Raw genomic sequence first — 23580 nt, forward strand, 5'->3', positions numbered from 1 at the left:
GACAAGATGATCAAAAAGCCTCATGATGTCCCAACTCTGGAACAAAGCCGAGTGGACGCACCGAACCCCGGACCGCTCGCGCGGTCCGGGGTTCGGTGGGCGACAACCGTCCGGCTACGGTCAGTCGTTGGAGCCGGGGGTGGTCTTGGCGATCTGCATCAGGAACTCGGCGTTGCTCTTGGTCTGCTTCATCTTGTCCAGGAGCAGCTCGATCGCCTGCTGCGAGTCGAGCGCGTGCAGCACCCGGCGCAGCTTCCAGACGATGGCCAACTCCTCGCTGCCGAGCAGGATCTCCTCCTTGCGGGTGCTGGAGGCGTCCACGTCGACGGCCGGGAAGATGCGCTTGTCCGAGAGCTTCCGGTCGAGCTTGAGCTCCATGTTGCCGGTGCCCTTGAACTCCTCGAAGATCACCTCGTCCATGCGCGAGCCGGTCTCGACCAGCGCGGTGGCCAGGATGGTCAGCGAGCCGCCGTTCTCGATGTTGCGCGCGGCGCCGAAGAACTTCTTCGGCGGGTACAGCGCGGTCGAGTCGACACCACCGGACAGGATGCGGCCGGAGGCCGGCGCCGCCAGGTTGTAGGCGCGGCCGAGGCGGGTGATCGAGTCCAGCAGGATGACCACGTCGTGGCCCAGCTCCACCAGGCGCTTGGCGCGCTCGATGGCCAGCTCGGCGACGGTGGTGTGGTCCTCGGCCGGGCGGTCGAAGGTCGAGGAGATGACCTCGCCCTTCACCGACCGCTGCATGTCGGTGACCTCTTCCGGACGCTCGTCGACCAGGACGACCATCAGGTGGCACTCGGGGTTGTTGTGGGTGATCGCGTTGGCGACCGCCTGCAGCACCATCGTCTTGCCGGTCTTCGGCGGCGCGACGATCAGACCGCGCTGGCCCTTGCCGATCGGCGACACCAGGTCGATGATCCGGGTGGTCAGGATGCCCGCGTCGGTCTCCAGACGCAGCCGGTCCTGCGGGTAGAGCGGGGTGAGCTTGTTGAACTCGGGGCGGCCGCGGCCGCTCTCCGGGTCCATGCCGTTGACGGAGTCCAGCCGCACCATGGCGTTGAACTTCTCGCGGCGCTCGCCGTCCTTGGGCTGGCGCACCGCGCCGGTGATGGCGTCGCCCTTGCGCAGGCCGTTCTTGCGGACCTGGGCGAGCGAGACGTAGACGTCGTTCTGGCCCGGCAGGTAGCCGGAGGTGCGCACGAACGCGTAGTTGTCGAGGATGTCGAGGATGCCCGCGACCGGGATCAGGACGTCGTCCTCGCCGACCTGCGGCTCGGCGGGGCCGGCCTCGAAGCCCTCGCGGCGGGCGCCACGGCCCCGGCGGTCGCGGTAGCGGCCACGGCGGCCACGGCGGCCGTCACCGAACTCGTCGTCGTCGTAGCCGCCCTGCTGGACCTGCGGCTGCTGGGTCTGCTGGCCGCCCTGGCGGGCCTGCTGGCCGTCGCCCTGACCGGCCTGCTGCTGGCCGCCGCCCTGCTGGGGCTGGCGGTCGGTGCGCTCGCGGCGGTTGCGGCGGTCGCGGCGCGACTCGCGGGAGTCGCCGTCCTGGGCCTCGCCGCCGTCCTGGCGCTCGGCGCGCTCGGGGCGGTCGGCCCGCTCCGGGCGGTCGCCGCGGTCCCGGCGGTCCCGGCGGTCGCGACGGGTCTCGGTGCGGCCCTCCTCGCGGCCCTCGAAGGCGCGGGTCTCGGCCTGGCGGGTCTCGGCCTGCTTGGGCTCGGCCACCGCAACGGCGGCGTCGGCCGTGGCGTCGGCGGTCGGGGCACCGGCGGCCGAGGTGGCGCGGCGGCGGGTGCGCTCGGCACGGGCAGGCGCGGCGGTCTCGGCGGCGGCCTGGACCGGGATCTCGATCTGGGCCTGCGACTCGGCGGCGGCCGGGGCCGCGGCGGCGGTAGCGGCAGCGGCGGCGGCCTTGGTGCGGCGGGCCGGCTTCTCGGCCGGCGCCTCGGCGGCGTCCGCCTTGGCGGCGGTGCGCTTGGCGGCGGCCGGAGCACCACCGGCGGCGAGCAGCGGGTCTCCGCCGCTCTTCTCCTTGATGGTCTCGATCAGCTGGCTCTTGCGCATGCGTCCGGTACCGGTGATGCCCAGGTCCCCGGCGAGCTTCTGCAGCTCGGCCAGGACCATGCCGTCCAGGCCGGCGGCGGCGGTACGGCGGCGCCGCGCCGGGGCCGCGGGGGCGGCGGCTGCGTCCGACGCCTCGGCGTCCGGGCGCGCGCCCATCAGATCGGTGGAGTCGCTCACTAAGGGTCCTTCCCTGGAGCGGACGTCGGCCTGTCTGGCTCGGCGACCGGTTGTGCTGTCCTGACCGACGCTCGACTGCGTCGGTCCGAGGCGGTGATCCCCCGAAAGGCGGAAGCCGGTCGAGGGAGAGCTGCGAGGTGCGGTGCGTGAAGCACGGTGGTGCTGAGTGGCGCGGCGGGCCGGTCGGTCGTGTGCCGACCGGGCGTACCCCCACGCTTGCCTGCGAATCCCGGGCCCCCGTCGCGTGACGGTGGACCGCGCTCCGCCCGTCCTGGCCTCAAGGTGGGAGGCCGCGGGTGGGAGTCAGGTGCCGTCACGGCTTCGGGATGCGGCCGCGTGTCGCGCAGGCAGGCTGCGTACGCGCTGCGGTGGGCTCCCGGAGAATCGTCGCCCCGTGCATCGCCGCGACTCCACGGCAGTGGAGTGCTGGGATCGGGACGCGGCGCACCGAGCCCCGGAGGGCACCTGGTGCAGCAATGAGGTTAACACTACCGACCCCCTCAGACATTCCCCAGCCTTGCGCTTGCCAATCGTGTCCGGACGGCCCGGCTCTCAGGTGGCCGGGCCGGGCCGGACGAGCAGCCCGGACGGGCCGTTCAGCCGTCCAGCGGGAGCACGGTGGCCCCGATCCGGTCGAGCTCCAGGCGGTGCGCGGCGAACGCCGGGTCGCCGCCGTGGCCGTGGTGCCCGGCGAAGGAGAGCACCTTGTCGGCGCCCGCCTCGTCGGTGAGCGCGAGGACGGTCGGGCCGGCCCCGGAGATCACCGCGGGGACGCCCTCCGCGCGCAGCGCGCCCACCAGGGCGGCGCTGTCGGGCATGGCGGAGGAGCGGTAGTCCTGGTGCAGGCGGTCCTCGGTGGCGGCGAGCAGCAGCTCGGGCCGCCTGGTCAGCGCCTCGACCAGCAGCGCGGCGCGGCCGGCGTTGACGGCGGCGTCGGTCAGCGGCACGGTCTTCGGCAGCAGGCCGCGGGCGGTCTCGGTGAGCACCTCGTCAGCGGGGACGAACACCACCGGGACGACCTGGTCGGAGGGCTCCAGGCTGACCGCCTTGGCCGACTCCTCGTCCGTCCAGGCGATGGTGAAGTTGCCGCGCAGGCAGGCCGCGACGTTGTCGGGGTGGCCCTCCAGCTCGGAGGCGAGGGCCAGCAGCGCGTCGTCGTCCAGCGCGGACGGGCCGCCGATGGTGACCGCGCGGGCGGCCACGATGCCGGCGCAGATCGCGGCCGAGGAGGAGCCGAGGCCGCGGCCGTGCGGTATCCGGTTGGCACAGACCACTTCGAGGCCGCGCGGCTGGCCGCCGAGGCGGTCGAAGGCGGCGCGCATCGAGCGGACCAGCAGGTGGCGCTCGTCGCGGGGCAGCGTGTCGGCACCCTCGCCGGCGATGTCGATGGAGAGCCCGGAGTCGGCGACCCGGACGACCACGTCGTCGTACAGGCCCAGCGCGAGGCCGAAGGCGTCGAAGCCCGGGCCGAGGTTGGCACTGGTCGCGGGAACCCGGACCCGGACGGCGGCGGCACGGAACGCGGGACCGGCCATGCGGTGGACTCTCCTGGGGAAATCGGGCGGCGCGGATCGCGTCGTCGGTGCGAAGGCGGGGAATGGACCACAGGCCCCGGCGGGGCGGGCGGTCACGGTCGTTGGCGCGGCCTGGAGAAGGCCGGACCCGGGGCATGTGCCACACGGCCGAACCCAGAGTATCGAAGAGAGGTTCCCCAGTGGTACACCCCGTGGTCCTCCGATCTGGTGTGTTGCCGCTTCTGGCCGGAATGCGTACCGGAATCGGATCGGAATGCGCGGCGTAATTGACACAAAAGTGTCACCGGAGAACATCGACGGGCCGCCCCCCGAAAGGGTCGGCCCGTCGAGGCGTCGGGCGCCCGTGGAGCCCGACGGCAGGTCAGTCGAGCAGGCCCAGGCGCTGCGCCGCCGCCTCCGGGTCGATCGGGACGATCTGCGGCTGCGGCGCGCCGGCCACCGCCCAGTCCGGGTCCTTGAGGCCGTTGCCGGTCACGGTGCAGACGATGCGCTGGCCCGGGTCGACCAGGCCGGCCTCCGCCTTGGCCAGCAGGCCGGCCACCGAGGCGGCCGAGGCGGGCTCCACGAAGACGCCCTCCTGTGCGGCCAACAGCCTGTAGGCAGAAAGGATCTGACGGTCCGTCACCTTGTCGATGAGGCCGCCCGACTCGTCCCGCGCGGCGAGCGCGAAGTCCCAGGAGGCCGGGTTGCCGATCCGGATCGCGGTGGCGATGGTCTGCGGCTTGAGCACCGGCGCGCCGTCCACGATCGGGGCCGAGCCGGAGGCCTGGAAGCCCCACATCCGCGGGGTGCGCGTGGCCAGGCCGTCGGCGGAGTACTCGCGGTAGCCCTTCCAGTACGCGGTGATGTTGCCCGCGTTGCCGACCGGCAGGACGTGGATGTCCGGGGCGTCGCCGAGCATGTCGACGATCTCGAAGGCCGCGGTCTTCTGGCCCTCGATCCGCACCGGGTTCACCGAGTTGACCAGCGCCACCGGGTACTTCTCGGACAGCTCACGCGCGAGGGTGAGGCAGTCGTCGAAGTTCCCGTCCACCTGGAGGATCTTGGCGCCGTGCACCAGCGCCTGGCCCATCTTGCCGAGGGCGATCTTGCCCTGCGGGACGAGCACCGCGCAGACCATCCCGGCCCGCACCGCGTACGCGGCGGCGGAGGCCGAGGTGTTGCCGGTGGAGGCGCAGATGACGGCCTGCGCCCCCTCCTCCTTGGCCTTGGAGATGGCCATCGTCATCCCGCGGTCCTTGAAGGAGCCGGTCGGGTTGGCACCCTCGACCTTGAGGTAGACCTCGCAGCCGGTGCGCTCGGACAGCACCTGGGCGGGGACCAGCGGCGTGCCGCCCTCCAGCAGGGTGACCACCGGGGTGGCCGCGGTGACCGGCAGGCGGTCCCGGTACTCCTCGATCAGGCCGCGCCACTGGTGGGTGTGCGCGCCTCGGACGACGTTCTCGGCAACGGCGTTCATGGCTGTTCCTTACTCCCCTTCGACCCGCATGATGCTGGCCACGTCCCGCACGCTGTCCAGCGCGCGGAGCTTGTCGACCGTCGCCGACAGCGCGGCGTCGGTGGCACGGTGAGTGACCACGACGAGCGAGGCGTCGCCGTCGCGGCCCTGCTGGCGCACGGTGTCGATGGAGACGCCGTGCTCCGCGAAGACGGACGCGACCTGGGCGAGGACACCCGCACGGTCGTCCACGTCCAGGCTGACGTGGTAGCGGGTGACCACCTCGTCCATCGGCTTGGCGGGCAGCTGCGTGTACACCGAGTCACCGGGACCGGTGGCACCGGCCAGCTTGTTGCGACAGACCGCGACCAGGTCGCCGAGCACCGCGGAGGCGGTCGGCGAGCCGCCCGCGCCCGGGCCGTAGAACATCAGCCGGCCGGCCGCCTCGGCCTCGACGAACACCGCGTTGTACGCCTCGCGGACGGAGGCCAGCGGGTGCGACAGCGGGATCATCGCCGGGTGGACCCGCGCGGTGACGGACTCGCCGTCCGCCGCCCGCTCGCAGATCGCGAGCAGCTTGACCACGCAGCCCATCTCCTTGGCGGAGGCGATGTCGGCGGCCGTCACCTCGGTGATGCCCTCGCGGTAGACGTCCGCCGCGGTGACCTTGGTGTGGAAGGCGATGCCGGCCAGGATCGCGGCCTTGGCGGCGGCGTCGAAGCCCTCGACGTCGGCCGTCGGGTCGGCCTCGGCGTAGCCCAGCGCGGTGGCCTCCTCCAGCGCCTCCGAGTAGCCGGCGCCGGTGGTGTCCATCTTGTCGAGGATGAAGTTGGTGGTGCCGTTGACGATGCCCAGCACCCGGTTGACCTTGTCCCCCGCGAGGGACTCGCGCAGCGGGCGCAGCAGCGGGATCGCGCCCGCCACCGCGGCCTCGTAGTACAGGTCCACCCCGGCCGCGGCGGCCGCGGCGTGCAGTTCGGTGCCGTCCTTGGCGAGCAGCGCCTTGTTGGCGCTGACCACCGAGGCGCCCCGCTGGAACGCCGACAGGATGAGGTGTTTGGACGGCTCGATGCCGCCCACGACCTCGACCACCACGTCGATGTCGCCCCGGTTGACCAGGGCCTCGGCGTCGGTGGTGATCAGGTGCTCGGGCACGCCCGGGCGCACCCGGCCGGCCCGGCGGACCGCGATCCCCGCGAGCTCGACCGGGGCACCGATGCGCGCGGCGAGGTCGTCGGCCGTCGTCGTCATGATGCGCGCCACCTCGGAGCCCACCACACCACAACCCAGCAACGCCACCTTCAGCGGGCGCGTACGCATCATCCGACTCCGCTCTGCATTCTTCGTGCTTCGGTAATTCCGGCGGGATTCTGGGGGCCGCCGGGAACTTCGGTCCGTACCAGTCTCGGGGACTTCCCGCACGGATCTACGGTCGTTCCATGATCTGAGACAAGGATTTCGTCATCCGATATCGAGACGCAGGAGATCCTCCTCCGTCTCGCGCCGGACAATCACCCGCGCGGCGCCGTCCTTGACGGCCAGCACGGGAGGCTTCAGGGCGTGGTTGTAATTGCTCGCCATCGAGCGGCAGTACGCGCCGGTTGCGGGCACCGCGATCAGGTCGCCCGGGGCCAGGTCGGCCGGCAGGAAGGCGTCCCGGACCACGATGTCGCCTGACTCGCAGTGCTTGCCGACCACCCGCACCAGCATCGGCTCGGCGTCGCTGCGGCGCGACACCAGGGCCACCGAGTACTCGGCGTCGTACAGCGCGGTCCGGATGTTGTCGGACATCCCGCCGTCCACGCTGACGTAGGTGCGCAGGCCCTCCAGCGGCTTGACGGTGCCGACCTCGTACAGCGTGAACGCCGTCGGGCCGACGATCGCCCGGCCCGGCTCCACGCTCAGCCGGGGGGTGTTCAGGTTCGCGGCGGCGCACTCGCGGCGCACGATGTCGGCCAGCGCGGCCGCGATCTCGGCCGGCTCGCGCGGGTCGTCCTCGCTGGTGTACGCGATGCCCAGGCCGCCGCCCAGGTCGATCTCGGGCAGCTCGACGCCGTGCTCGTCGCGGATCTCGGCCAGCAGGCCGACCACCCGGCGGGCGGCCACCTCGAAACCGGCGGTGTCGAAGATCTGCGAGCCGATGTGCGAGTGGATGCCGCGCAGCTCCAGGCCCTCGTGCCCGAGCACCCGGCGCACCGCCTCGGCGGCCGAGCCGCCCTCCCGTCGCCCACCACCGCCCTCGACCGAGCCGCTTCGCGGCGCGGCCAGACTCAGGGACAGCCCGAACTTCTGGTCCTCGTGCGCCGTGGCGATGAACTCGTGGGTGTGCGCCTCGACGCCGACGGTGATCCGGATCAGCACCTGCTGGCGGACGCCCTGGCGGGCCGTGATCGCGGCCAGCCGCTCGATCTCCTCGTAGGAGTCGACCACGATGCGCCCGACGCCGGTCTTCACCGCGTGTTCGAGCTCGTCCGCCGTCTTGTTGTTGCCGTGCAGCGCGATCCGCTGCGGCGGCATCCCGGCGGCCAGCGCCACCGTCAGCTCGCCGGAGCTGCACACGTCGAGGTTCAGGCCCTCCTCGTGCAGCCAGCGCACGATCGCCTTGGAGAGGAACGCCTTGCCGGCGTAGAAGACGTCCGCCTCGGTGCCGAAGGCGTCGCGCCAGGCCCGCGCCCGGGCCCGGAAGTCGTCCTCGTCGAGCACGTAGGCCGGCGTGCCGAACTCGGCCGCCAGGGACTTGACGTCGATCCCGCCGACGGTGGCCACGCCCTCGGCGTCGCGGGCGACGGTGCGCGACCAGACCTTGGGGTCGAGCGCGTTCAGGTCGGCCGGCGGGGCGGCGTAGTGGCCCTCGGGCAGCACGTCACCGTGACGGGGGCCTGCGGGGTGTGCGGAGCGAGACATGTCCTGCTTCCTTGACCTATGGCGAGGGGCGGCGACGGTCTCCGTTGACCGTCAGCCGCCCCCGCTGCGCACTTGGGGGTGGTGCCTACATCCGCTCGGGCGCCGTGACGCCCAGGAGCGTCAGGCCGTTGGCCATCACCGTTCGCGTGGCCTCGACCAGCCAGAGCCGGGCGCGGTGCGTGTCCGTGAGCTCCTCGTCGCCCTTGGGCAGGAACATGCAGTTCTCGTACAGGCGGTGGTACTTGCCCGCCAGGTCCTCCAGGTAGCGGGCGACCCGGTGCGGCTCGCGCAGCTCGCCGGCCGTGGCCAGGATCCGCGGGAACTCGCCGAGGGCACCGAGGATGTCGTTCTCCCACACGGTGGCGAGCAGCTCGGGCTTGAAGTCCTCCGCCGCGCCCTTGTCGACGCCGAGCTGCGCGGCCTTGCGGGCCACGCCGCACATCCGGGTGTGCGCGTACTGGACGTAGTAGACCGGGTTCTCGTTGGACTGGCTGGTCAGCACGTTGATGTCGAGCGTGATGGTGGAGTCCGTGGGGGACCGCGTCAGGGTGTAGCGGGCGGCGTCCACGCCGATCCACTCGATCACGTCGTCGATCGTGATGATGTTGCCGGCCCGCTTGGACATGCGGACCTCTTCGCCGTCGCGAAGCATCTTCACGAACTGGCCGATCTTGACCTCGATGTTGCGGTTCATGTCGTCGCCCGCGCAGGCCACGATGGCCTTCAGCCGGTTGACGTAGCCGTGGTGGTCGGCGCCCAGCATGTAGACGGAGACCTCGGCACCGCGGTCCCGCTTCGACAGGTAGTACGCGGCGTCGGCGGCGAAGTAGGTGGTCTCGCCGTCGGCCTTGACCAGGACGCGGTCCTTGTCGTCGCCGAAGTCGGTGGTGCGCAGGAAGACCGCGCCGTCCTGCTCGAAGACGTGGCCCTGCTCGCGCAGCCGGTCCATGGCCTTCTCGACCGCGCCGGATTCGTGCAGCGTCTTCTCGGAGAACCAGACGTCGAAGTGGGTGCCGAACTCCTGCATCGAGCGCTGGATCTCGGCCACCATGAGCTTGAGGCCCTCGGTGCGGAAGGCCTCCAGCTGCTCGGCGTCGGGCAGGTCGAGCACGCCCGGGACGCCGTCGGTGATCGCCTTGGCGATGTCGCCGATGTACTCGCCCACGTAGCCGTCGGCGGGGACGGGCTGACCGTTCGCGGCGGCCTTCAGCGAGCCGGCGAACTTGGAGATCTGCACGCCGGCGTCGTTCAGGTAGTACTCGGTGGTGACGTCGGCGCCGCTGGCCCGCAGCACGCGCGCCAGCGAGTCGCCGACGGCGGCCCAGCGGACGCCGCCGATGTGGATCGGGCCGGTCGGGTTGGCGGAGACGAACTCCAGGTTGATCTTCAGGCCCTTGAGCGCCTCGTTGCGCCCGTAGGCCTCGCCCGTCTCGACGATGGTGCGCGCCAGCGCGCCCTGGGTCGCGGCGTCCATGGTGATGTTCAGGAAGCCCGGCCCGGCGATGTCGACCTTGGCGACGCCGGTGATCCCTCGCAGGCGGTCGGCCAGCAGTTCCGCCACGGCTCGCGGCGGGCGGCCGGCCGCCTTGGCGAGCTGGAGGGCCACGTTGATCGCGTAGTCGCCGTGGTCCCTGTTCTTGGGTCGCTCGACCGTCACGTGCTCGGGCACGGCGACGGTCAGCTCGCCCGCCTCGACGGCGGCGCTCACTGCGGCCTGGACTGCCTGGGAAAGCTCTGCGGGTGTCACGACGCCAAGCGTAGGCGAGACGGGGTGCCCGCCCGCCACCCGGTTTGCCGGTCGGGACGCCCGCGAGCCCTCCCGTCAGCGGTGTCAGCCTCGATCGGTCCGCTCTGTTCGCTCAGGGCGAAACCCGCCCGGCTGTCCCCCCAGAGCCATCAGCCGCCGCACCAGCGCCACCAGATCGGCCGGGTCGAAGGGCTTGCCGAGGTAGCCGTCCACCCCGACGGCCTCCCCCAGGTCCAGATCGGCCGGGGTGCAGGCACTCACGATCGCGATCGGCAGCCGGCTGGTCCCCGGGGTCGCGCGCAGCCGGGCCGCCGTCCGCAGGCCGTCCAGGCGCGGCATCATCACGTCCAGCGTCACCACGTCCGGCTTCACCCGGCGGACCACCTCCAGGCACTCGGCGCCGTCGGCGGCGGTCACCACCTCGAAGCCCTCGAGCTCCAGGTTGACCCTGATCAGCTGGCGGATCACCTCGCTGTCGTCCACCACGAGGACCCGCCCGGACACTCCCGACACCTCACCGAGGGTATCGGCGCCCCCGCCGCCCCGTCCGGCCTTTGGGCACTTCCACCGACCCCCGCCACCCGCCGCCGGCGCACCCGCACCCGCTCCGGCGCCCCCGCCGCAAACCCGTGCACGGACCACGCCCGGAGCCTGGTAGTGTTCTTCACGTCGGAGGCCGAAACGCCGACGACACCGAGCAGGCCCCCGTAGCTCAGGGGATAGAGCACCGCCCTCCGGAGGCGGGTGCGTAGGTTCGAATCCTACCGGGGGCACTTCGCAAGGAGTGCAACTGAGGCCCAGATCAGTGGAGTTGATCCACGGATCTGGGCCTTCGTCATGTCCGGGCCCGGTTGGCGGCGCGCGGTGCCGGCCCGGCCGGGCTCAGGACGAGGTGCCCTCGACCTGGGAGACCAGCCCGGCGATGGTGTGGTCGAAGTAGGCGCTGTAGGACACGTCGTCGGTGTCGCCGCCCTGCTGGTAGCCGCCGATGGCGCCGACCACGTCGCCGGTGGCGACGTTGATCCAGGGGCCGCCGCTGGTGCCGGACGGGTAGGCGGGGCAGTCGATGACGCGCTGGTAGGTGCTCTGCCGGCCGGTGGTGTTGGTGCACAGGATGGGCTCCTCGGCGTCGCCGGGGTAGCCGTAGAGGCGGACGGTCGCGCCGAAGGGCTCGTCGGCGCCGAGCCGGTTGCCGCCGACCACGTCCTCGACGTTGCGGCCGTTGCTCGGGGCCGTCTCCAGGATGGCGAAGTCCTCGTCCTGGTCGCCCTTCTGGGACCAGCCGGTGGTGGTGTGGACCGCGGTGACCTGCCAGCTGCCGTACGGGGCGGAGCCGTCGCGGTAGCCGGGGACGAAGGTGACGCCGCCGGCGCTGCTGAGGCAGTGCGCGGCGGTCAGCAGCAGGTTGCCGCCGGGGCTGTGCAGCACGCTGGCGGTGCAGAAGTGGTTTCCGGCCGCCACGGTGCCGCTGAACAGCGCGCCCACGGTGGCCGCTTCGGGGGTGGCGGCGGCGGTGGCGGTGGTGCCGAGGACGGCGCCGCGGGTGTCGGGGGTGGCCGGCGCGGAGGGCGTCGGGGTGGCCGCCGGGGCGCTGCCGGGGTCGGCGCTCGCACTGTCGGTCGCACTGTCGGTCGCACTGTCGGTCGGGCTGTCGGCCGGGGCGGCGGAGGGGCTGTCGGTCGGAGCAGGGGCGTCGACCGGTGCGGGTGCGGCGGGCGCCTCGGACGCGGGCCCGGTCGCCGCCGGCGCGACGGCGGCCCGGGAGCTGCGGGCCGCCTTCCCGGCGGCCGTCGCGTCGGACAGGCTCAGCCCGTGCGTACCGGTGACCACGGCGGCCACCACCACCGCCGAGAGCGCGGTGAACAGGGTCGGCCCCAGAAGGCTGCGGCGGCGGCGCGACGTCGGGCGGCGGTGCTGACCCATGTCTGTCTCTCCTGCCAGTGATCGACGGTTTCCCGGGGGCTGCGTGCGATCAACGACTATGCCGTTTCAGCCTGGAAAGGTCGTTACCGGTGGCTGGGATATCCATGAGAAAAACCTCACCCGTCGGCGAGTAAGCGGTCCAGCGCGCTCCCCAGCTCCTCGGCCCCGACGAAGGCGGTGTGCGTCCCGGCGACGGTGCAGGTGAAGGCACCCGCGACCGAGCCGGCCCGGGCGCACTCCAGCGGCGGGCGGCCCCGGAACCAGGCGGCGAGGAAGCCCGCGACGAAGGCGTCCCCGGCGCCGTTGGTGTCCACCACCGGGCGGCCCGGGTCGACGGCCGGGAGGTGGTGCACCTCGTCGTCGTCCCGGGTGAGCAGGTAGCAGCCGTCGGCGCCCGCGGTGGCGGTGACGACACCGGCGCGGCCCTCGGCGAGGATCGCGCGCATCACCTGCTCGTGCCGGCCGCGGCAGCCGGCCACCGAGAGGAACACCAGGTCCGAGCCGAGCGCGTAGTCGCGGTGGTGCGGGTTGGTGCCGTCCCAGTCGTGCAGGTCGGTGGAGGTGGTGCGGCCGAGCCGGTGGAGGTCGGCGTACATGTCCCGGTTGACGCCGGTGATGGAGAGGTGGACGTGCCGGCTGCGCCGCGCGTACGGCAGGTAGAACTCGGGCGGCAGCCGCAGGTCGGCGGGGTGGCGGCCGTCGAAGAAGGAGAACCGGCGGCCGGCGGCGTCCACCAGGTTGACCCCGCGCGGGGTGCCGTACGGGCTCACCAGGTGCGCGAAGTGCAGGCCGTGGCGCTCGTAGGAGGCGCGGACCAGGGCGCCCTGCGGGTCGTCGCCGAGGAAGTCGAGGAAGGCGGTGCGCAGGCCGAGGTGGTGGGCGCCGAGGGCGACGCCGTTGCCGGTGTGGCCGACGTAGTCGCGGACGGGTCCGACGAACAGCGAGTCGCCGGGCGGGACCTCCAGCCGGTCCACCCGGACGATGGTGTCGACGCCGGAGCCGCCGACGACGAGCAGGTCGAACTCGGGCAGCACGACGGCGCCTCCTCGGTTCCTGGACGGTGGCCAGGAGTCAAGCAGGCGCCGGAGGTTGACTGCAAGGTCTTGCTGAAAATTTCAGGGTTCTCGTCGGGGCTCCGCCGGGACGGCCGTGTGGGCCTGCGCCCCGCCCGGGACGACGGTCGTCACAGCGGGCGCCGGCCGGTGGTCGATCACCCGGAAGGCGATCAGCGCGGCCAGCAGCAGGACGCCCGTCGACACCCAGGTGGCGACCACGTAGCCGTGCACCGTGCCCTGGGCCCGCACCGCCGGCGACGAGGCGATCCGGGTGGCCAGGAACGACGCGGTGGCACTGGCCGCGACCGTGTTCAGCAGCGCCGTGCCGAACGAACCACCCACCTGCTGGGCCGAGTTGATGGTGGCCGAAGCCGCGCCCGCCTCGCGCGGCGAGACCCCGAGGGTGGCCAGGTTCATCGACGGCATGAAGACCAGGCCCATGCCGGAGCCGAGCAGCAGCTCGGCGGGCAGCACCGTGCCGGCCCACGGGCTGTCGACCGTCATCCGGGTCAGCCAGGCCATGCCGGCCGCGGCGAGCAGCAGCCCGGGGCAGACCAGGTTCCGGGTCGGCACCCTGGTCATCAGCCGGGCCGCGAAGCCGGTCGAACTGAGCACGATGGCGGCCGTCATGGGCAGGAAGGAGACGCCCGACAGCACCGGCGAGAAGTGCTTGATGACCTGGAGGTAGTAGGTGAGGAAGAGGAACAGGCCGAACATGCCGATCATGGCCAGGCCGACCGAGAGGGCGGCGCCTCCGCGGTTGCGGTCGGCGACGATGTGCAGCGGCAGCAGCGGGTGCGCGGTGCGCCTCTCGACCAGGACGAACACCGCGAGCAGCGCCAGACCGACGGCCAGCGAACCGAGCACCAGCCCGTCGCCCCAGGTCCGGGTGACGGCCTCGGACGTGCCGAAGACGATCGCCAGCAGGCCGACGCAGCCGAGCAGCGCGCCGGGCAGGTCGAGCCGGACCCGGCGCCCCCCGGCGGCGTTGTCGCGCTCCAGGAGGCCGGTGGCCGCGAGGGCCGCGGCGGCGGCGATCGGGACGTTGACGAACAGGCACCAGCGCCAGTCCAGGTACTCGGTCAGCAGCCCGCCCAGGATCAGGCCGAGTGCGGAGCCGCCGGCGGCGATCGCGCCGAAGACGCCGAAGGCCGTACTGCGCTCCCTGGGGTCCGTGAAGGTGGTGGAGAGCAGCCCCAGGGCCGAGGGGGCGAGCAGGGCGCTGAACCCTCCCTGGAGGGCGCGGGCACCGAAGAGCATGGCGGAGCCGTCCGCCGAGCCGCCGAGGGCGGAGGCGGCGGCGAAGCCCAGCAGGCCGACGGTGAAGACGCGTTTGCGGCCGAAGAGGTCGCCCAGCCGTCCGCCGAGCAGCAGCAGGCCGCCGAAGGCGAGCGTGTAGGCGGTGATCACCCACTGCCGGTCGGCGTCGGAGATGCCCAGGTCCCGCTGCGCCGACGGCAGCGCGATGTTCACGATGGTGACGTCGAGGACGATCATGAGCTGGGCGATGGCGATGACCACCAGCACCCACCAGCGGCGGCTGTCCGCGTTCTCATGACCGGTGGCGGTTTGCGCAGACACTGGTCAGCCTTCCGGAGGGGTACGGAGGGGTCACGCAGTCGGGGATGTCACGCAGTCGCCTTCAAGCGAAGCTCCCGCACGGGCGGATGGCAAGGAAAAACCTCGCCAAATCGACCTTTTCGGGCCAAAGGACCAGCGGCCCCGGGGCTCGCGGACGAGGCCCGGGGCCGACGGCCGCCCTACAGCGCGGACAGCTCCTCGACCAGGTCGTCCAGCCCCAGCGAGCCCTGCGAGAGCGCCGCCATGTGCCAGGCCTTGAGGTCGAACTCCTCGCCGCGCGCCTCGTGCGCCGCCCGCGCCGCCGCCCGGCCGCGCAGCCAGGCGCGCTCGCCCAGCTTGTAGCCGATCGCCTGGCCGGGCATGCCCAGGTAGCGGACCAGTTCGCTGTCCAGGTAGTCGGGGGTCAGGCCGCAGTACCGGCCGAAGAACTCCCGGGCCGCCTCCGGGCTGACCGGCTCGCCCGGCAGGTACGGGGAGTCGGCCGGGAAGTCCAGGCCCGCGTGCATGCCGATGTCGACGATCACCCGCAGCGCGCGCATCATCTGCGCGTTGAGGTAGCCGAGGCGGTGTCCCGGGTCGGTGAGGTAGCCGAGCTCGTCCATCAGGCGCTCGGCGTACAGCGCCCAGCCCTCCAGGTTGGCGCTCACCCCGCCCAGGCTGACCTGGTAGGTGGAGAGCCGGTCCGCGACGTAGTTCCACTGCGCGAGCTGCAGGTGGTGGCCCGGGACGCCCTCGTGGTACCAGGTGGAGACCAGGTCCCAGACCGGGAAGCGCTCCCGGCCGAGCGCCGGCAGCCAGGTCCGCCCGGGGCGGCTGAAGTCCAGCGAGGGCGCGCTGTAGTACGGCGCGGCCGCGCTGCCGGGCGGGGCGATCCTCGACTCGACCCGGGTGATCGGCTCGGCCAGGTCGAAGTGGGTGCCCTGGAGGTCCCGGACGGCCTGGTCCATCAGCTCCTGGAGGTACACGCGGGTGGCCTCGGCGCCCTCCACGGCCGGGCCGTCCGCCTCCAGCCACTTCATCGCCGCCATCGGGCCGGCGCCCGGGCGTACCTTCTCGGCCTCGGCCTCCATCTGCGCGAGCAGGTCGTGGAACTCGCCCCAGGCCCACGTGTAGGCCTCGTCCAGGTCCAGGTCGGAGCCGGTCCAGAAGCGGACGAAGCGGCGGTAGCGCTCGCGGCCGGTGGTGTCGGGGGTGTCGGCGGCGGCCGGGCCGTAGACGTCGCGCAGCCAGTCGCGCAGGGCGGCCAGCGCCTCCCCGGCGGCCAGCGCGGGCCCGGACAGCTCGGCGCGCAGGCCCTCCGGCGCGCCCTGGACGAACTCGCCGAACCAGCCGCCGGGTACGTCCCCCTCCAGCCACTCGCCGAGCTGCCCGACCACGGTGGCCACCTGGCGCGGGCCGGACAGCAGGCCGCGCTCGATGCCGGCGGCCAGCGTCTCCCGGTACTGCGCCAGCGCGAGCGGGACGCGGGCCAGTCGGCGGCCGACCACCTGCCACTCGGCCTCGGTGTCGGTCCCCATCAGGGTGAAGACGTCCCGGACCTCGTGCACCGGGGAGCCCAGGTTGCGCACCGCGCGGAAGTTCTCCCCGGCCTCGTGGACGGCGAGGGAGGCGGTCAGCCGCTCGCGCAGCAGCCGGGCGCAGCGGCGCTCCGCCTCGTCCTGCGCGGCGTCGGAGCGTTCGGCCTCGGCAAGGGCCGCCAGGGTGCGGTGGCCGAGGTCGGCGATCGCCTCGGCACCGGCCGGCGAGAGGTCGGGCAGCCGGTCGTCCTCGGGGCTGAACCCCAGGTAGACCGCGGTCAGCGGGTCGAGTTCGGCCAGGGCCCGGACGTAACCGTCGGCGATGCGACGCGGGGTGGTGGCGTCGGAGGTGATCAGTTCTTCAACCATTCGGACATCATGGCGTGGCGAGGGCCGATTGCAAGCCTTAACCGGGCGATCGGTGACATGCACCGGCCGACCGCCGCCGGGCGGTCCCGGACAAACACACGTTCGGGAAACCGCCGCGCGCGACAGGATCCGATCGGGCCCGCGCCCATTACGCTGACCGCCATGGAAGCCCGCCCCACCACGGCAACCGACCAGGTGCCCGCCCCGGCCGCACCCGGCCCCCGCCCGCGCCGCACCGGCTACCGGCGACTGCCGGTGCAGCAGCGTCGTGAACAGCTGATCGCGGTCGCCCTGGAACTGTTCGCCGCCCGGCCGCCCGAGGAGGTGGGCCTGGACGACGTCGCCGAGGCCGCCGGAGCCTCCCGCCCGCTGGTCTACCGCTACTTCGCGGGCGGCAAGCAGCAGTTGTACGAGGCCGCGCTGCGCAGCGCGGCCGACGAGCTGACCAGCCGCTTCGCCGTCCCGCTGGCCGGGACCCCGTCCGAGCAGCTGGCGGCCGTCCTGGACGGCTACTTCGCCTTCGTGGCCGAGCACGACGCCGGCTACTCGGCGCTGCTGCGCGGCGGTTCGGTGGTGGAGACGGCCCGCACCTCGGCGATCGTCGACGACGTCCGGCGGGCGGCGCTCAAGCGGACCCTGCGGCACCTCGGCGTGCGGGAGGCCGGGCCCCGGCTGACGCTGCTGGTGCGCTCGTGGATCGCGGTGGTCGAGGGCGCGTCGCTGACCTGGCTGGACGAGGGGCGCACGCTGCCGGTGGGCGAGCTGCGCGACTGGCTGGTGGACCAGTTCACGGCGATGGCGGCGGCGACCGCGCTGCACGACCCGCAGACCGCGCAGGTGCTGGCCCTGCTGCTCGCGCTGGAGGGGCCGCAGGCGTCGCGGGCCGAGCGGCTGCGCGAGGTGCTGGCGGCCCGGTGACCCGACCCCCGTGCCCGGGGTCGGGGCGGCCGGTGCCGCGCCGGCGGGGCGTTACGCCGTGCCGAGCACCTGCCGCTGGCGGCCGAGGCCCTCGATCTCGATCTCGACGATGTCGCCCGGGGCCAGGAACGGCGTACCGGGGTGGCCCAGGGTGACGCCGGCCGGGGTGCCGGTGACGATCACGTCGCCCGGCTCCAGGACCATGAACTGGCTGACGTAGCGGACCAGTTCGAGAACCGGAAAGATCATCTCGCCGGTGTTGCCGTCCTGCCGCAGCTCGCCGTTGACCCACAGCCGCAGCGGCAGCTGCTGCGGGTCGGTCACCTCGTCCGCGGTGACCAGCCAGGGCCCCAGCGGGGTGAAGGTCTCCGCCGACTTGCCCTTGTCCCACTGGCCGCCGCGCTCGAACTGGAAGGCCCGTTCGGTGACGTCGTTGGCGATCGTGTAGCCGGCGATCACCGCCGCGGCCTCCTCGTGCCCGGCCAGGTAGCGGGCGGTGCGGCCGATCACGAGGGCCAGCTCGGCCTCGTAGTCGGTCTTCTCGCCGCCGCGCGGCACCAGCACCTCGTCGTACGGGCCGACCACGGTACAGCTCGGCTTGAGGAAGATCACCGGCTCGTCCGGGGCCGCGACCCCGGCCTCGGCGGCGTGGTCGCGGTAGTTGAGCCCGATGCCGACCACCTTGCCCGGACGGGCGACCGGCGCGCCCACCCGCTGCCCGGCGAGGTCCACCCGGGGCAGCGCCCCGGCGGCCACGTCCCGCGCCAGGGCGGCGGCGTCCAGCCCGGCCAGGAAGGCCCCGTCGATGTCCCGGGCACGCCCGGAGAGGTCGTACCCGATGCCGTCCTGGCCCAGCACGACCGGGCGCTCGGCGCCCGGGGGTCCGACGCGGAGGAGCTTCATCGATCCGTCACCAGCCTTTTCGTCGTAGCTCGCCGGGGCGGCCGAAGACACCGCGCCCGACTCCGGCAACGAGGTATATCAACGCCACCGGTCGGTGAACCAGACAGTCCCGATGGGCGGATTCCTATCAATTCCCACAGTCGCCGCAGGCGCCGAATCAGCGGCCCGCACGGTTGACAGCCTCCCGTCCGTACGGCGCCGAGGGCCCTCAGCCGCCCTGCGGGCCGCCGCCGAGCAGGCCGGCCAGGCTCAGCGCCCGCGGCCGGCCCGGCCCGCTCCGGGCGGCCTCCCGGTGCCAGCGGTCCAGGTCGCGCAGCGCGTCGGCCCGGACGTCCGGTTCGGCGGCCGGCTCCGCGGCCAGCTCGCGCAGCAGCGCGACGGCGGCGCCCGGGCTGCCGTCCTGGGCCAGCCAGAGGGCCAGGTCGTGGCAGGTGCGCAGGGTGCGCGGGTCGGCCGGGCCGCAGATCCGGGCGAGGTCGGGGATGAGCGCGGTGAGCATCTCGACGGCCTCCCCGGGGGCGCCCTGCGCGCCGCGCCGCCAGGCCTGGTCGGCCCGGCGGCGCAGCTGCTCCGGGCTGGGGTCGTCCGGGCGGAGCACCCCCGGCCGGATCCGGCGCAGCCGTTCCAGCACCTCGGCGGCGGTGGCCGGCCGGTCCGCGGGCCGTTTGGCGAGCAGCCCGGCGACCAGGTCGGCCAGCGCCGGATCGGTGCTGCGCACCCGGGGCGGGGTCTCCTCCAGGTGCTTGTACATGTACTCGGCGGCCGAGGAGGCGCGGAACGGGCGCCGCCCGGTGCAGAGTTCGTACAGCATGACGCCGAGCGCGTAGAGGTCGGCCCGGCCGTCCACGGCGGCGCCGGACCAGCACTCGGGCGCCAGGTACGGGACGGTGCCGACCACGCTGCCGGTGGAGGTGAGCACCGCGGACTGGGTGAGCAGCCGGGCGATGCCGAAGTCCAGCACCTTGGCCTTGCCGCCCGCGTCGACCATCACGTTCTCGGGCTTGATGTCGCGGTGGACGACGCCCGAGCGGTGCGCGGCGTCCAGTGCCTTGCAGACCTGGCGCATCCACTTCAGCGCGGCCTCCTGGTCCGGGGCGCCGTCCTTGAGGATGTCGGACAGGGCCCGGCCGCGGACGAGTTCCAGCACCAGGTAGTGGGTCCCCCCGGCGGCGGTCGCGACCAGGCCGTAGTCGTACACGGTCACGATGTGCGGATTGGAGAGACCGCCGGCCGTGCGGGCCTCGCGGACGAACCGCCCGACGGCCTCCCGGTCGGCGGCGTGCTCCGCCAGCAGCAGCTTGACCGCGACCTCGCGGTCGAGCCGCCGGTCGGTCGCCTTCCAGACCACACCGAAGCCGCCCCTGCCCAGCCACTCGTCCAGCCGGTACCGGCCGTCGAGCACCTCCCCCTGCTGCATGTCCTCCCCCAAGTCCGCCGTGTCCGGGCGGTGTTCGCCGCCGGAGGGGTCACCATAGCGGCGGGGGGCGGCGAACGGGTGAACGGACGGGCCCTACTGCTTGGGCAACCCGGGCGGGTTGACCTCGGAGGTCGGCACGGCCTCGTTGTCCAGGCCCCAGCGCTTGAGCACCTGGCCGTAGCTGCCGTTCCTGATCACCTCGTTCAGCGCCTCGTTGAGCGCCCGGACCAGCCCGTTGCCCTTGCGGGTGGTCGCGGCGATCTTGCCGAGGACGTCCGCGCCGCCGCCCGAGTAGGTGCCGACGATCTCGGTCTCGCCGGTCTGCGCGACGTGGAAGGCCAGGCTGGGATTGGGGCCGACGTAGGCGTCGATCCGGCCGGAGGAGAGCGCCAGGTAGAACTCGGTGCCCTGGAAGTACTTGATGTCGATCGGCTTGAGGCCGTTCCTGGTGTTCTCCTCGCTCCAGGAGATCAGCAGCTTCTCCTGGTTGGTGCCGGAGGAGACGCCGACCGACCTGCCCGCCAGGTCCTTGGCACCGGCGACCTTGAGGCCGCTGCCCTTCCTGGCCTCGAAGCCGAGGACGTCCAGCCGGTAGGTGGCGAAGTCGTACTTCTCCTTGCGCGCCTCGGTGACGGTGATGTTGGAGAGGCCGACGTCGTACTTGCCGCTGTCCAGGCCGACGAAGATGTTCTCCCAGGAGACCGGGTTGAACTCGACCTTGAGGCCGAGCACGTTGCCGACCAGGGCGGCGATGTCCGGCTCGACGCCGATGATGGTCCTGTCGTCGTTGGCGTAGAAGTCCAGCGGCGGGGTGGTGCCGAGGGAGTCGACGACGGCCAGCGTCCCCCTCCGCCTGATCTCCTCCGGGACGAGCGCCGCGATCGCGTCGACCTTGGCCGTGGTCACCCGGTTCTGCTCGGCCGTCAGGTTCACCACGGCGCCGTTCGGCGCGGTGCTGCCCTTGGCCGGGGCGAGTTCCGCCGTGGCTCCCGAGGACGCGCCGCCGCAGGCGGTCAGGGCGAGGGCGGCGGCGAGGGCGGCGGCGGCGGTCACCAGGGCGCGACGGGGTAGGGGCATGGCGGAACTCCTGCTCGGTGAAGGGGGTTTCGGTGCAGTGGGGAGGGCTGGAGCACCTCGGCTCAGGGCACCTCGGTTCAGAGCACCTCGGCTCAGAGCACCTTGGCGAGGAAGGCCCGGGTGCGTTCGTGCCGGGGGCGGTCCAGGACTTCGGCCGGCGGACCCTGCTCGACCACCACGCCGCCGTCCATGAAGACGACGGTGTCGGCGACCTCGCGGGCGAAGCCGATCTCGTGGGTGACCACGATCATGGTGGTGCCGGTCCGGGCGAGGTCCTTGATGACGTCCAGCACCTCGCCGACCAGCTCCGGGTCGAGCGCCGAGGTGGGCTCGTCGAACAGCAGCACCTTCGGCTCCAGGGCCAGCGCCCGGGCGATCGCCACCCGCTGCTGCTGGCCGCCGGAGAGCTGCCGGGGGTACGCGGCGGCCTTGTCGGCCAGCCCGACCCGCTCCAGCAACGCCAGCGCCGTCGCCCTGGCCTCGGCCCTGGGGCGGCGCAGCGCGGCGATCGGCGCCTCGACCAGGTTCTCCAGCACGGTGAGGTGCGGGAACAGGTTGAAGTTCTGGAACACGAAGCCGATGTGGGTGCGCTGGCGCAGCACCTCGCGCTCCTTGAGCTCGTACAGCCGGTCGCCGGAGCGCCGGTAGCCGATCAGCTCGCCGTCGATGGCGACGTAGCCGCCGTCGAGCTTCTCCAGGTGGTTGATCGCGCGCAGCAGCGTGGACTTGCCGGAGCCGGACGGGCCGAGCACCACGGTGACCGAGCCGACCGGGACGTCCAGGTCGACGCCGCGCAGCACCTCCAGTGGCCCGAAGCTCTTGTGCAGGCCGCGGACCTGCACCATCGGTGCGGCCGCCGGTTCGGTCTTGGTGAGCGTGGTCATCGACGTCCTCCGGTGGTGCGCGCGGTCGCTGCGCGAGTGGTCGGCGTGCGGGCGGTCGGCGTGCGGGCGGGCAGGCTCCGGACGAAGGCCCGGGCGCGCTGGAGCGGGGTGGGCGGCGGGGTGCGCTGCGCGCCGCGGGCGAAGTAGCGCTCGACGTAGTACTGGCCGATGGACAGCACCGTGGTCAGCAGCACGTACCAGACGGTGGCGACCATCAGCAGCGGCACCACCCGGCCGGTCCGGCCGTAGACCACCTGGGCCTGGTAGAAGAGCTCGCCGATGGCCATCACGTAGACCACCGAGGTGCCCTTGAGCAGTGAGATCACCTCGTTGGCGGCGGCCGGCAGGATGCCGCGCATCGCCTGCGGCAGCACGATCCGCCAGCCCTGGCGCCAGCGCGGGATGCCGAGCGCGGTGGCGGCCTCCCGTTGGCCTGCGTCCACCGCGATGACGCCGCCGCGGATGATCTCGGCGGCGAACGCGGCCTGGTGCAGCCCGAGGCCGAGCACGGCGGCGCCGAGCGCGCTCAGCACGCCGACCGTCTCGAAGTCCCCGAAGGTCGGGCCGAACGGGATGCCGATCCCGAACCGCTTGTAGAGGTACGACAGGTTGAACCAGAACACCAGCTGGACGATCAGCGGGATCGAGCGGAACACCCACACGTACGCCCAGGCGATGGACTGGAGGATCGCGCTGCGGGACAGCCGCATCGCGGCCACCACGGCGCCCAGCAGGAAGCCCAGCCCGGTGCCGTAGACGGTGAGTTCGAGGGTGCGGCCGACCGCCTGGACGATCGTGTCGGCGGTGAAGTAGACCCGGAAGGTGGCCCAGTCCCAGCCGGGATTGGTGGCCAGGCCGTGGGCGAACTGGGCGAGCACGACGAGGGCGGCGACCCCGATCCCCCAGCGCCAGGGGTGCCGGGCGGGGACGGCCCGCAGAGCGGCCAGTTCGTCGAGGTCCAGACGGGCGCCGGTGCCCGGACCGGGATCGGGTCCGGACGCCGGTGCCCGCTCGACCCGGGCCTGGGCCTGGGCCTCGGCTTGAGCCTCGGCTTGGGCCTGGGACGTCGCGGTGGTGCTGGCGGTCATCGGGGGGCTCCTTCGGCAGACCCGGGGATCACTGGTGTTCGGGCGGGCTGATCAGGGACTCCTTGATCGCCGATTCGGCGACCCCCCACTTCTTGAGGATCCGCTCGTACGTCCCGTCCTTGATCAGCTGGTTGACCGCCGCCTGGAAGGCCGGGGTGAGCTTCGAGCCCTTCTTGAACGCGAAGCCGACGTCCAGCCGGTGGAACTCGCCGAGGAAGCGCGTCCCGGAGGCCTCCTGCGCGGCCTGGTAGCGCAGGCCGTTGATGGTGGACATCAGGACGTCGACCCGGCCCTGCTGGAGGCCGGTGAGCACGGCCCCGGGGTCGCTGAACGCCCTGACCTCGTACGGCTTCTTCCCGGCGTCGGTGCAGGCGTTGCGCTTCGCGTTCAGCGTGGTCTCGAAGGTGGTGCCGGCGCCGGTGCCGATGGTCAGCCCGCAGAGCTGGAGCAGGTCGGTGACCGGCTGGACGGCCTGGTTGTCCTTGCGGACGGCGAAGCCCTGGCCGTCGTCGATGTAGGTGACGAAGTCGATGGTCTTCAACCGGGCCGTGGTGACCCCGAAGTTGCCGGTGCCGACGTCGAACTTGCCGCTGTCCAGGGCGGGCAGGATGGTCTCGAAGGCGGCCTCCTGGCGCTGCACGGTCAGCCCGAGCAGCCTGGCCACCGCATCGGTGAAGTCCACGTCGATCCCGGCCGGCTTCTTGGTGGCCTGGTCGGCGTAGAAGGCGGTGGGCGGCGAGCCGAAGGACGCGCCGAAGGTCAGCGTGCCGGCCTTGCGGACCTCCTCGGGCAGCAGCGCGGCGGCGGCGTCCGACTTCGCGAGGCCGGAGACGACGTCCTGGGAGACGGCGGTGGCGGCGGGCCCGCTCGCCCCCGCCGGGCCCGCGATCTTCGGGTCCGAGCCGCACGCGGCCAGCGCCAGCACCGGCAGCAGGGCGGTGGCCGCGAGCAGGCGGCGGCGGACGGTGGTGCTTCTCACGGGGGGC

General features: G+C 72.9%; 18 protein-coding genes and 1 tRNA gene. 2 read left to right on the forward strand and 17 right to left on the reverse strand.

The features are described from left to right. Nucleotides 1–120 precede the first annotated feature (120 nt). The 7 genes from rho to AC07AL_RS09560 all read right to left on the reverse strand — a co-directional run bounded on the left by rho (nt 121) and on the right by AC07AL_RS09560 (nt 10366). Complete coding sequence (gene rho / locus AC07AL_RS09530; RefSeq protein ID WP_363581978.1) at nt 121–2238, reverse strand: transcription termination factor Rho; 2118 nt, start codon at nt 2236–2238, stop codon at nt 121–123. 596 nt (nt 2239–2834) lie between these two features. Beyond that, entirely contained in the window at nt 2835–3773 is a 939-nt protein-coding gene (gene thrB / locus AC07AL_RS09535; RefSeq protein ID WP_350879612.1) for a homoserine kinase, read from the reverse strand. A 361-nt stretch (nt 3774–4134) separates the two neighbouring features. Beyond that, on the reverse strand, nt 4135–5232 hold the full coding sequence (gene thrC / locus AC07AL_RS09540) for a threonine synthase (RefSeq protein WP_063347816.1): 1098 nt from the start codon (nt 5230–5232) through the stop codon (nt 4135–4137). Between the two features lie 9 nt (nt 5233–5241). Further along, on the reverse strand, nt 5242–6534 hold the full coding sequence (locus AC07AL_RS09545) for a homoserine dehydrogenase (RefSeq protein WP_363581974.1): 1293 nt from the start codon (nt 6532–6534) through the stop codon (nt 5242–5244). A 138-nt stretch (nt 6535–6672) separates the two neighbouring features. Further along, entirely contained in the window at nt 6673–8115 is a 1443-nt protein-coding gene (lysA, locus tag AC07AL_RS09550; protein WP_363581972.1) for a diaminopimelate decarboxylase, read from the reverse strand. A gap of 85 nt (nt 8116–8200) precedes the next feature. After that, the gene (argS, locus tag AC07AL_RS09555) at nt 8201–9862 is read right to left on the reverse strand and encodes an arginine--tRNA ligase (protein ID WP_363581970.1); all 1662 of its coding nucleotides are present in this window, start codon (nt 9860–9862) and stop codon (nt 8201–8203) included. A gap of 84 nt (nt 9863–9946) precedes the next feature. Then, nucleotides 9947–10366, reverse strand: coding sequence for a response regulator (locus AC07AL_RS09560; RefSeq protein ID WP_363582150.1), 420 nt, complete (start codon nt 10364–10366; stop codon nt 9947–9949). A 197-nt stretch (nt 10367–10563) separates the two neighbouring features. Here AC07AL_RS09560 and AC07AL_RS09565 point away from each other — a divergent pair. Beyond that, nucleotides 10564–10635 (forward strand) — tRNA-Arg (locus tag AC07AL_RS09565). Between the two features lie 109 nt (nt 10636–10744). Here the strand turns inward: AC07AL_RS09565 and AC07AL_RS09570 are convergent. From AC07AL_RS09570 to AC07AL_RS09585, 4 genes are all read right to left on the reverse strand, one after another. Beyond that, the gene (locus tag AC07AL_RS09570) at nt 10745–11785 is read right to left on the reverse strand and encodes a trypsin-like serine peptidase (protein ID WP_478317274.1); all 1041 of its coding nucleotides are present in this window, start codon (nt 11783–11785) and stop codon (nt 10745–10747) included. Nucleotides 11786–11901: 116 nt separating this feature from the next. After that, complete coding sequence (locus AC07AL_RS09575; RefSeq protein ID WP_478317275.1) at nt 11902–12819, reverse strand: carbohydrate kinase family protein; 918 nt, start codon at nt 12817–12819, stop codon at nt 11902–11904. 81 nt (nt 12820–12900) lie between these two features. After that, nucleotides 12901–14421, reverse strand: coding sequence for an MFS transporter (locus AC07AL_RS09580; protein ID WP_478317276.1), 1521 nt, complete (start codon nt 14419–14421; stop codon nt 12901–12903). Between the two features lie 179 nt (nt 14422–14600). After that, the gene (locus AC07AL_RS09585) at nt 14601–16307 is read right to left on the reverse strand and encodes a DUF885 domain-containing protein (RefSeq protein ID WP_478317277.1); all 1707 of its coding nucleotides are present in this window, start codon (nt 16305–16307) and stop codon (nt 14601–14603) included. A gap of 162 nt (nt 16308–16469) precedes the next feature. Here AC07AL_RS09585 and AC07AL_RS09590 point away from each other — a divergent pair, with 162 nt between their 5' ends. Next, complete coding sequence (locus AC07AL_RS09590) at nt 16470–17225, forward strand: TetR/AcrR family transcriptional regulator (RefSeq protein ID WP_363581964.1); 756 nt, start codon at nt 16470–16472, stop codon at nt 17223–17225. A gap of 51 nt (nt 17226–17276) precedes the next feature. On the opposite strand, the gene AC07AL_RS09595 is transcribed toward AC07AL_RS09590, so the two are convergent. From AC07AL_RS09595 to AC07AL_RS09620, 6 genes are all read right to left on the reverse strand, one after another. Beyond that, nucleotides 17277–18128: a fumarylacetoacetate hydrolase family protein gene (locus tag AC07AL_RS09595; RefSeq protein ID WP_363581962.1), complete on the reverse strand. Its 852-nt coding sequence runs from the start codon at nt 18126–18128 to the stop codon at nt 17277–17279. A 208-nt stretch (nt 18129–18336) separates the two neighbouring features. Beyond that, on the reverse strand, nt 18337–19545 hold the full coding sequence (locus tag AC07AL_RS09600) for a serine/threonine-protein kinase (protein WP_363628703.1): 1209 nt from the start codon (nt 19543–19545) through the stop codon (nt 18337–18339). A 93-nt stretch (nt 19546–19638) separates the two neighbouring features. Continuing rightward, nucleotides 19639–20622 (reverse strand): ABC transporter substrate-binding protein, encoded by a 984-nt coding sequence (locus AC07AL_RS09605; RefSeq protein WP_363581958.1) that lies wholly within the window; start codon nt 20620–20622, stop codon nt 19639–19641. A gap of 92 nt (nt 20623–20714) precedes the next feature. Then, complete coding sequence (locus tag AC07AL_RS09610; RefSeq protein ID WP_363581956.1) at nt 20715–21506, reverse strand: amino acid ABC transporter ATP-binding protein; 792 nt, start codon at nt 21504–21506, stop codon at nt 20715–20717. Beyond that, nucleotides 21503–22594 (reverse strand): amino acid ABC transporter permease, encoded by a 1092-nt coding sequence (locus tag AC07AL_RS09615; RefSeq protein WP_363581954.1) that lies wholly within the window; start codon nt 22592–22594, stop codon nt 21503–21505. The genes AC07AL_RS09610 and AC07AL_RS09615 overlap by 4 nt, the downstream gene beginning before the upstream one ends. Nucleotides 22595–22622: 28 nt before the next feature. Then, complete coding sequence (locus tag AC07AL_RS09620) at nt 22623–23573, reverse strand: ABC transporter substrate-binding protein (RefSeq protein WP_363581952.1); 951 nt, start codon at nt 23571–23573, stop codon at nt 22623–22625. Nucleotides 23574–23580 lie beyond the last annotated feature (7 nt).

The organism is Kitasatospora sp. NPDC043949 (assembly GCF_056435365.1).

Coding starts and splice junctions, on each gene's coding strand:
- AC07AL_RS09600 (WP_363628703.1), bottom strand. CDS start 19,545: ATGCAGCAGGGGGAGGTGCTCGACGGCCGGTACCGGCTGGACGAGTGG.
- AC07AL_RS09605 (WP_363581958.1), bottom strand. CDS start 20,622: ATGCCCCTACCCCGTCGCGCCCTGGTGACCGCCGCCGCCGCCCTCGCC.
- AC07AL_RS09615 (WP_363581954.1), bottom strand. CDS start 22,594: ATGACCGCCAGCACCACCGCGACGTCCCAGGCCCAAGCCGAGGCTCAA.
- thrC (WP_063347816.1), bottom strand. CDS start 5,232: ATGAACGCCGTTGCCGAGAACGTCGTCCGAGGCGCGCACACCCACCAG.
- thrB (WP_350879612.1), bottom strand. CDS start 3,773: ATGGCCGGTCCCGCGTTCCGTGCCGCCGCCGTCCGGGTCCGGGTTCCC.
- AC07AL_RS09595 (WP_363581962.1), bottom strand. CDS start 18,128: ATGAAGCTCCTCCGCGTCGGACCCCCGGGCGCCGAGCGCCCGGTCGTG.
- AC07AL_RS09545 (WP_363581974.1), bottom strand. CDS start 6,534: ATGATGCGTACGCGCCCGCTGAAGGTGGCGTTGCTGGGTTGTGGTGTG.
- AC07AL_RS09570 (WP_478317274.1), bottom strand. CDS start 11,785: ATGGGTCAGCACCGCCGCCCGACGTCGCGCCGCCGCCGCAGCCTTCTG.
- lysA (WP_363581972.1), bottom strand. CDS start 8,115: ATGTCTCGCTCCGCACACCCCGCAGGCCCCCGTCACGGTGACGTGCTG.
- AC07AL_RS09585 (WP_478317277.1), bottom strand. CDS start 16,307: ATGGTTGAAGAACTGATCACCTCCGACGCCACCACCCCGCGTCGCATC.
- AC07AL_RS09590 (WP_363581964.1), top strand. CDS start 16,470: ATGGAAGCCCGCCCCACCACGGCAACCGACCAGGTGCCCGCCCCGGCC.
- AC07AL_RS09610 (WP_363581956.1), bottom strand. CDS start 21,506: ATGACCACGCTCACCAAGACCGAACCGGCGGCCGCACCGATGGTGCAG.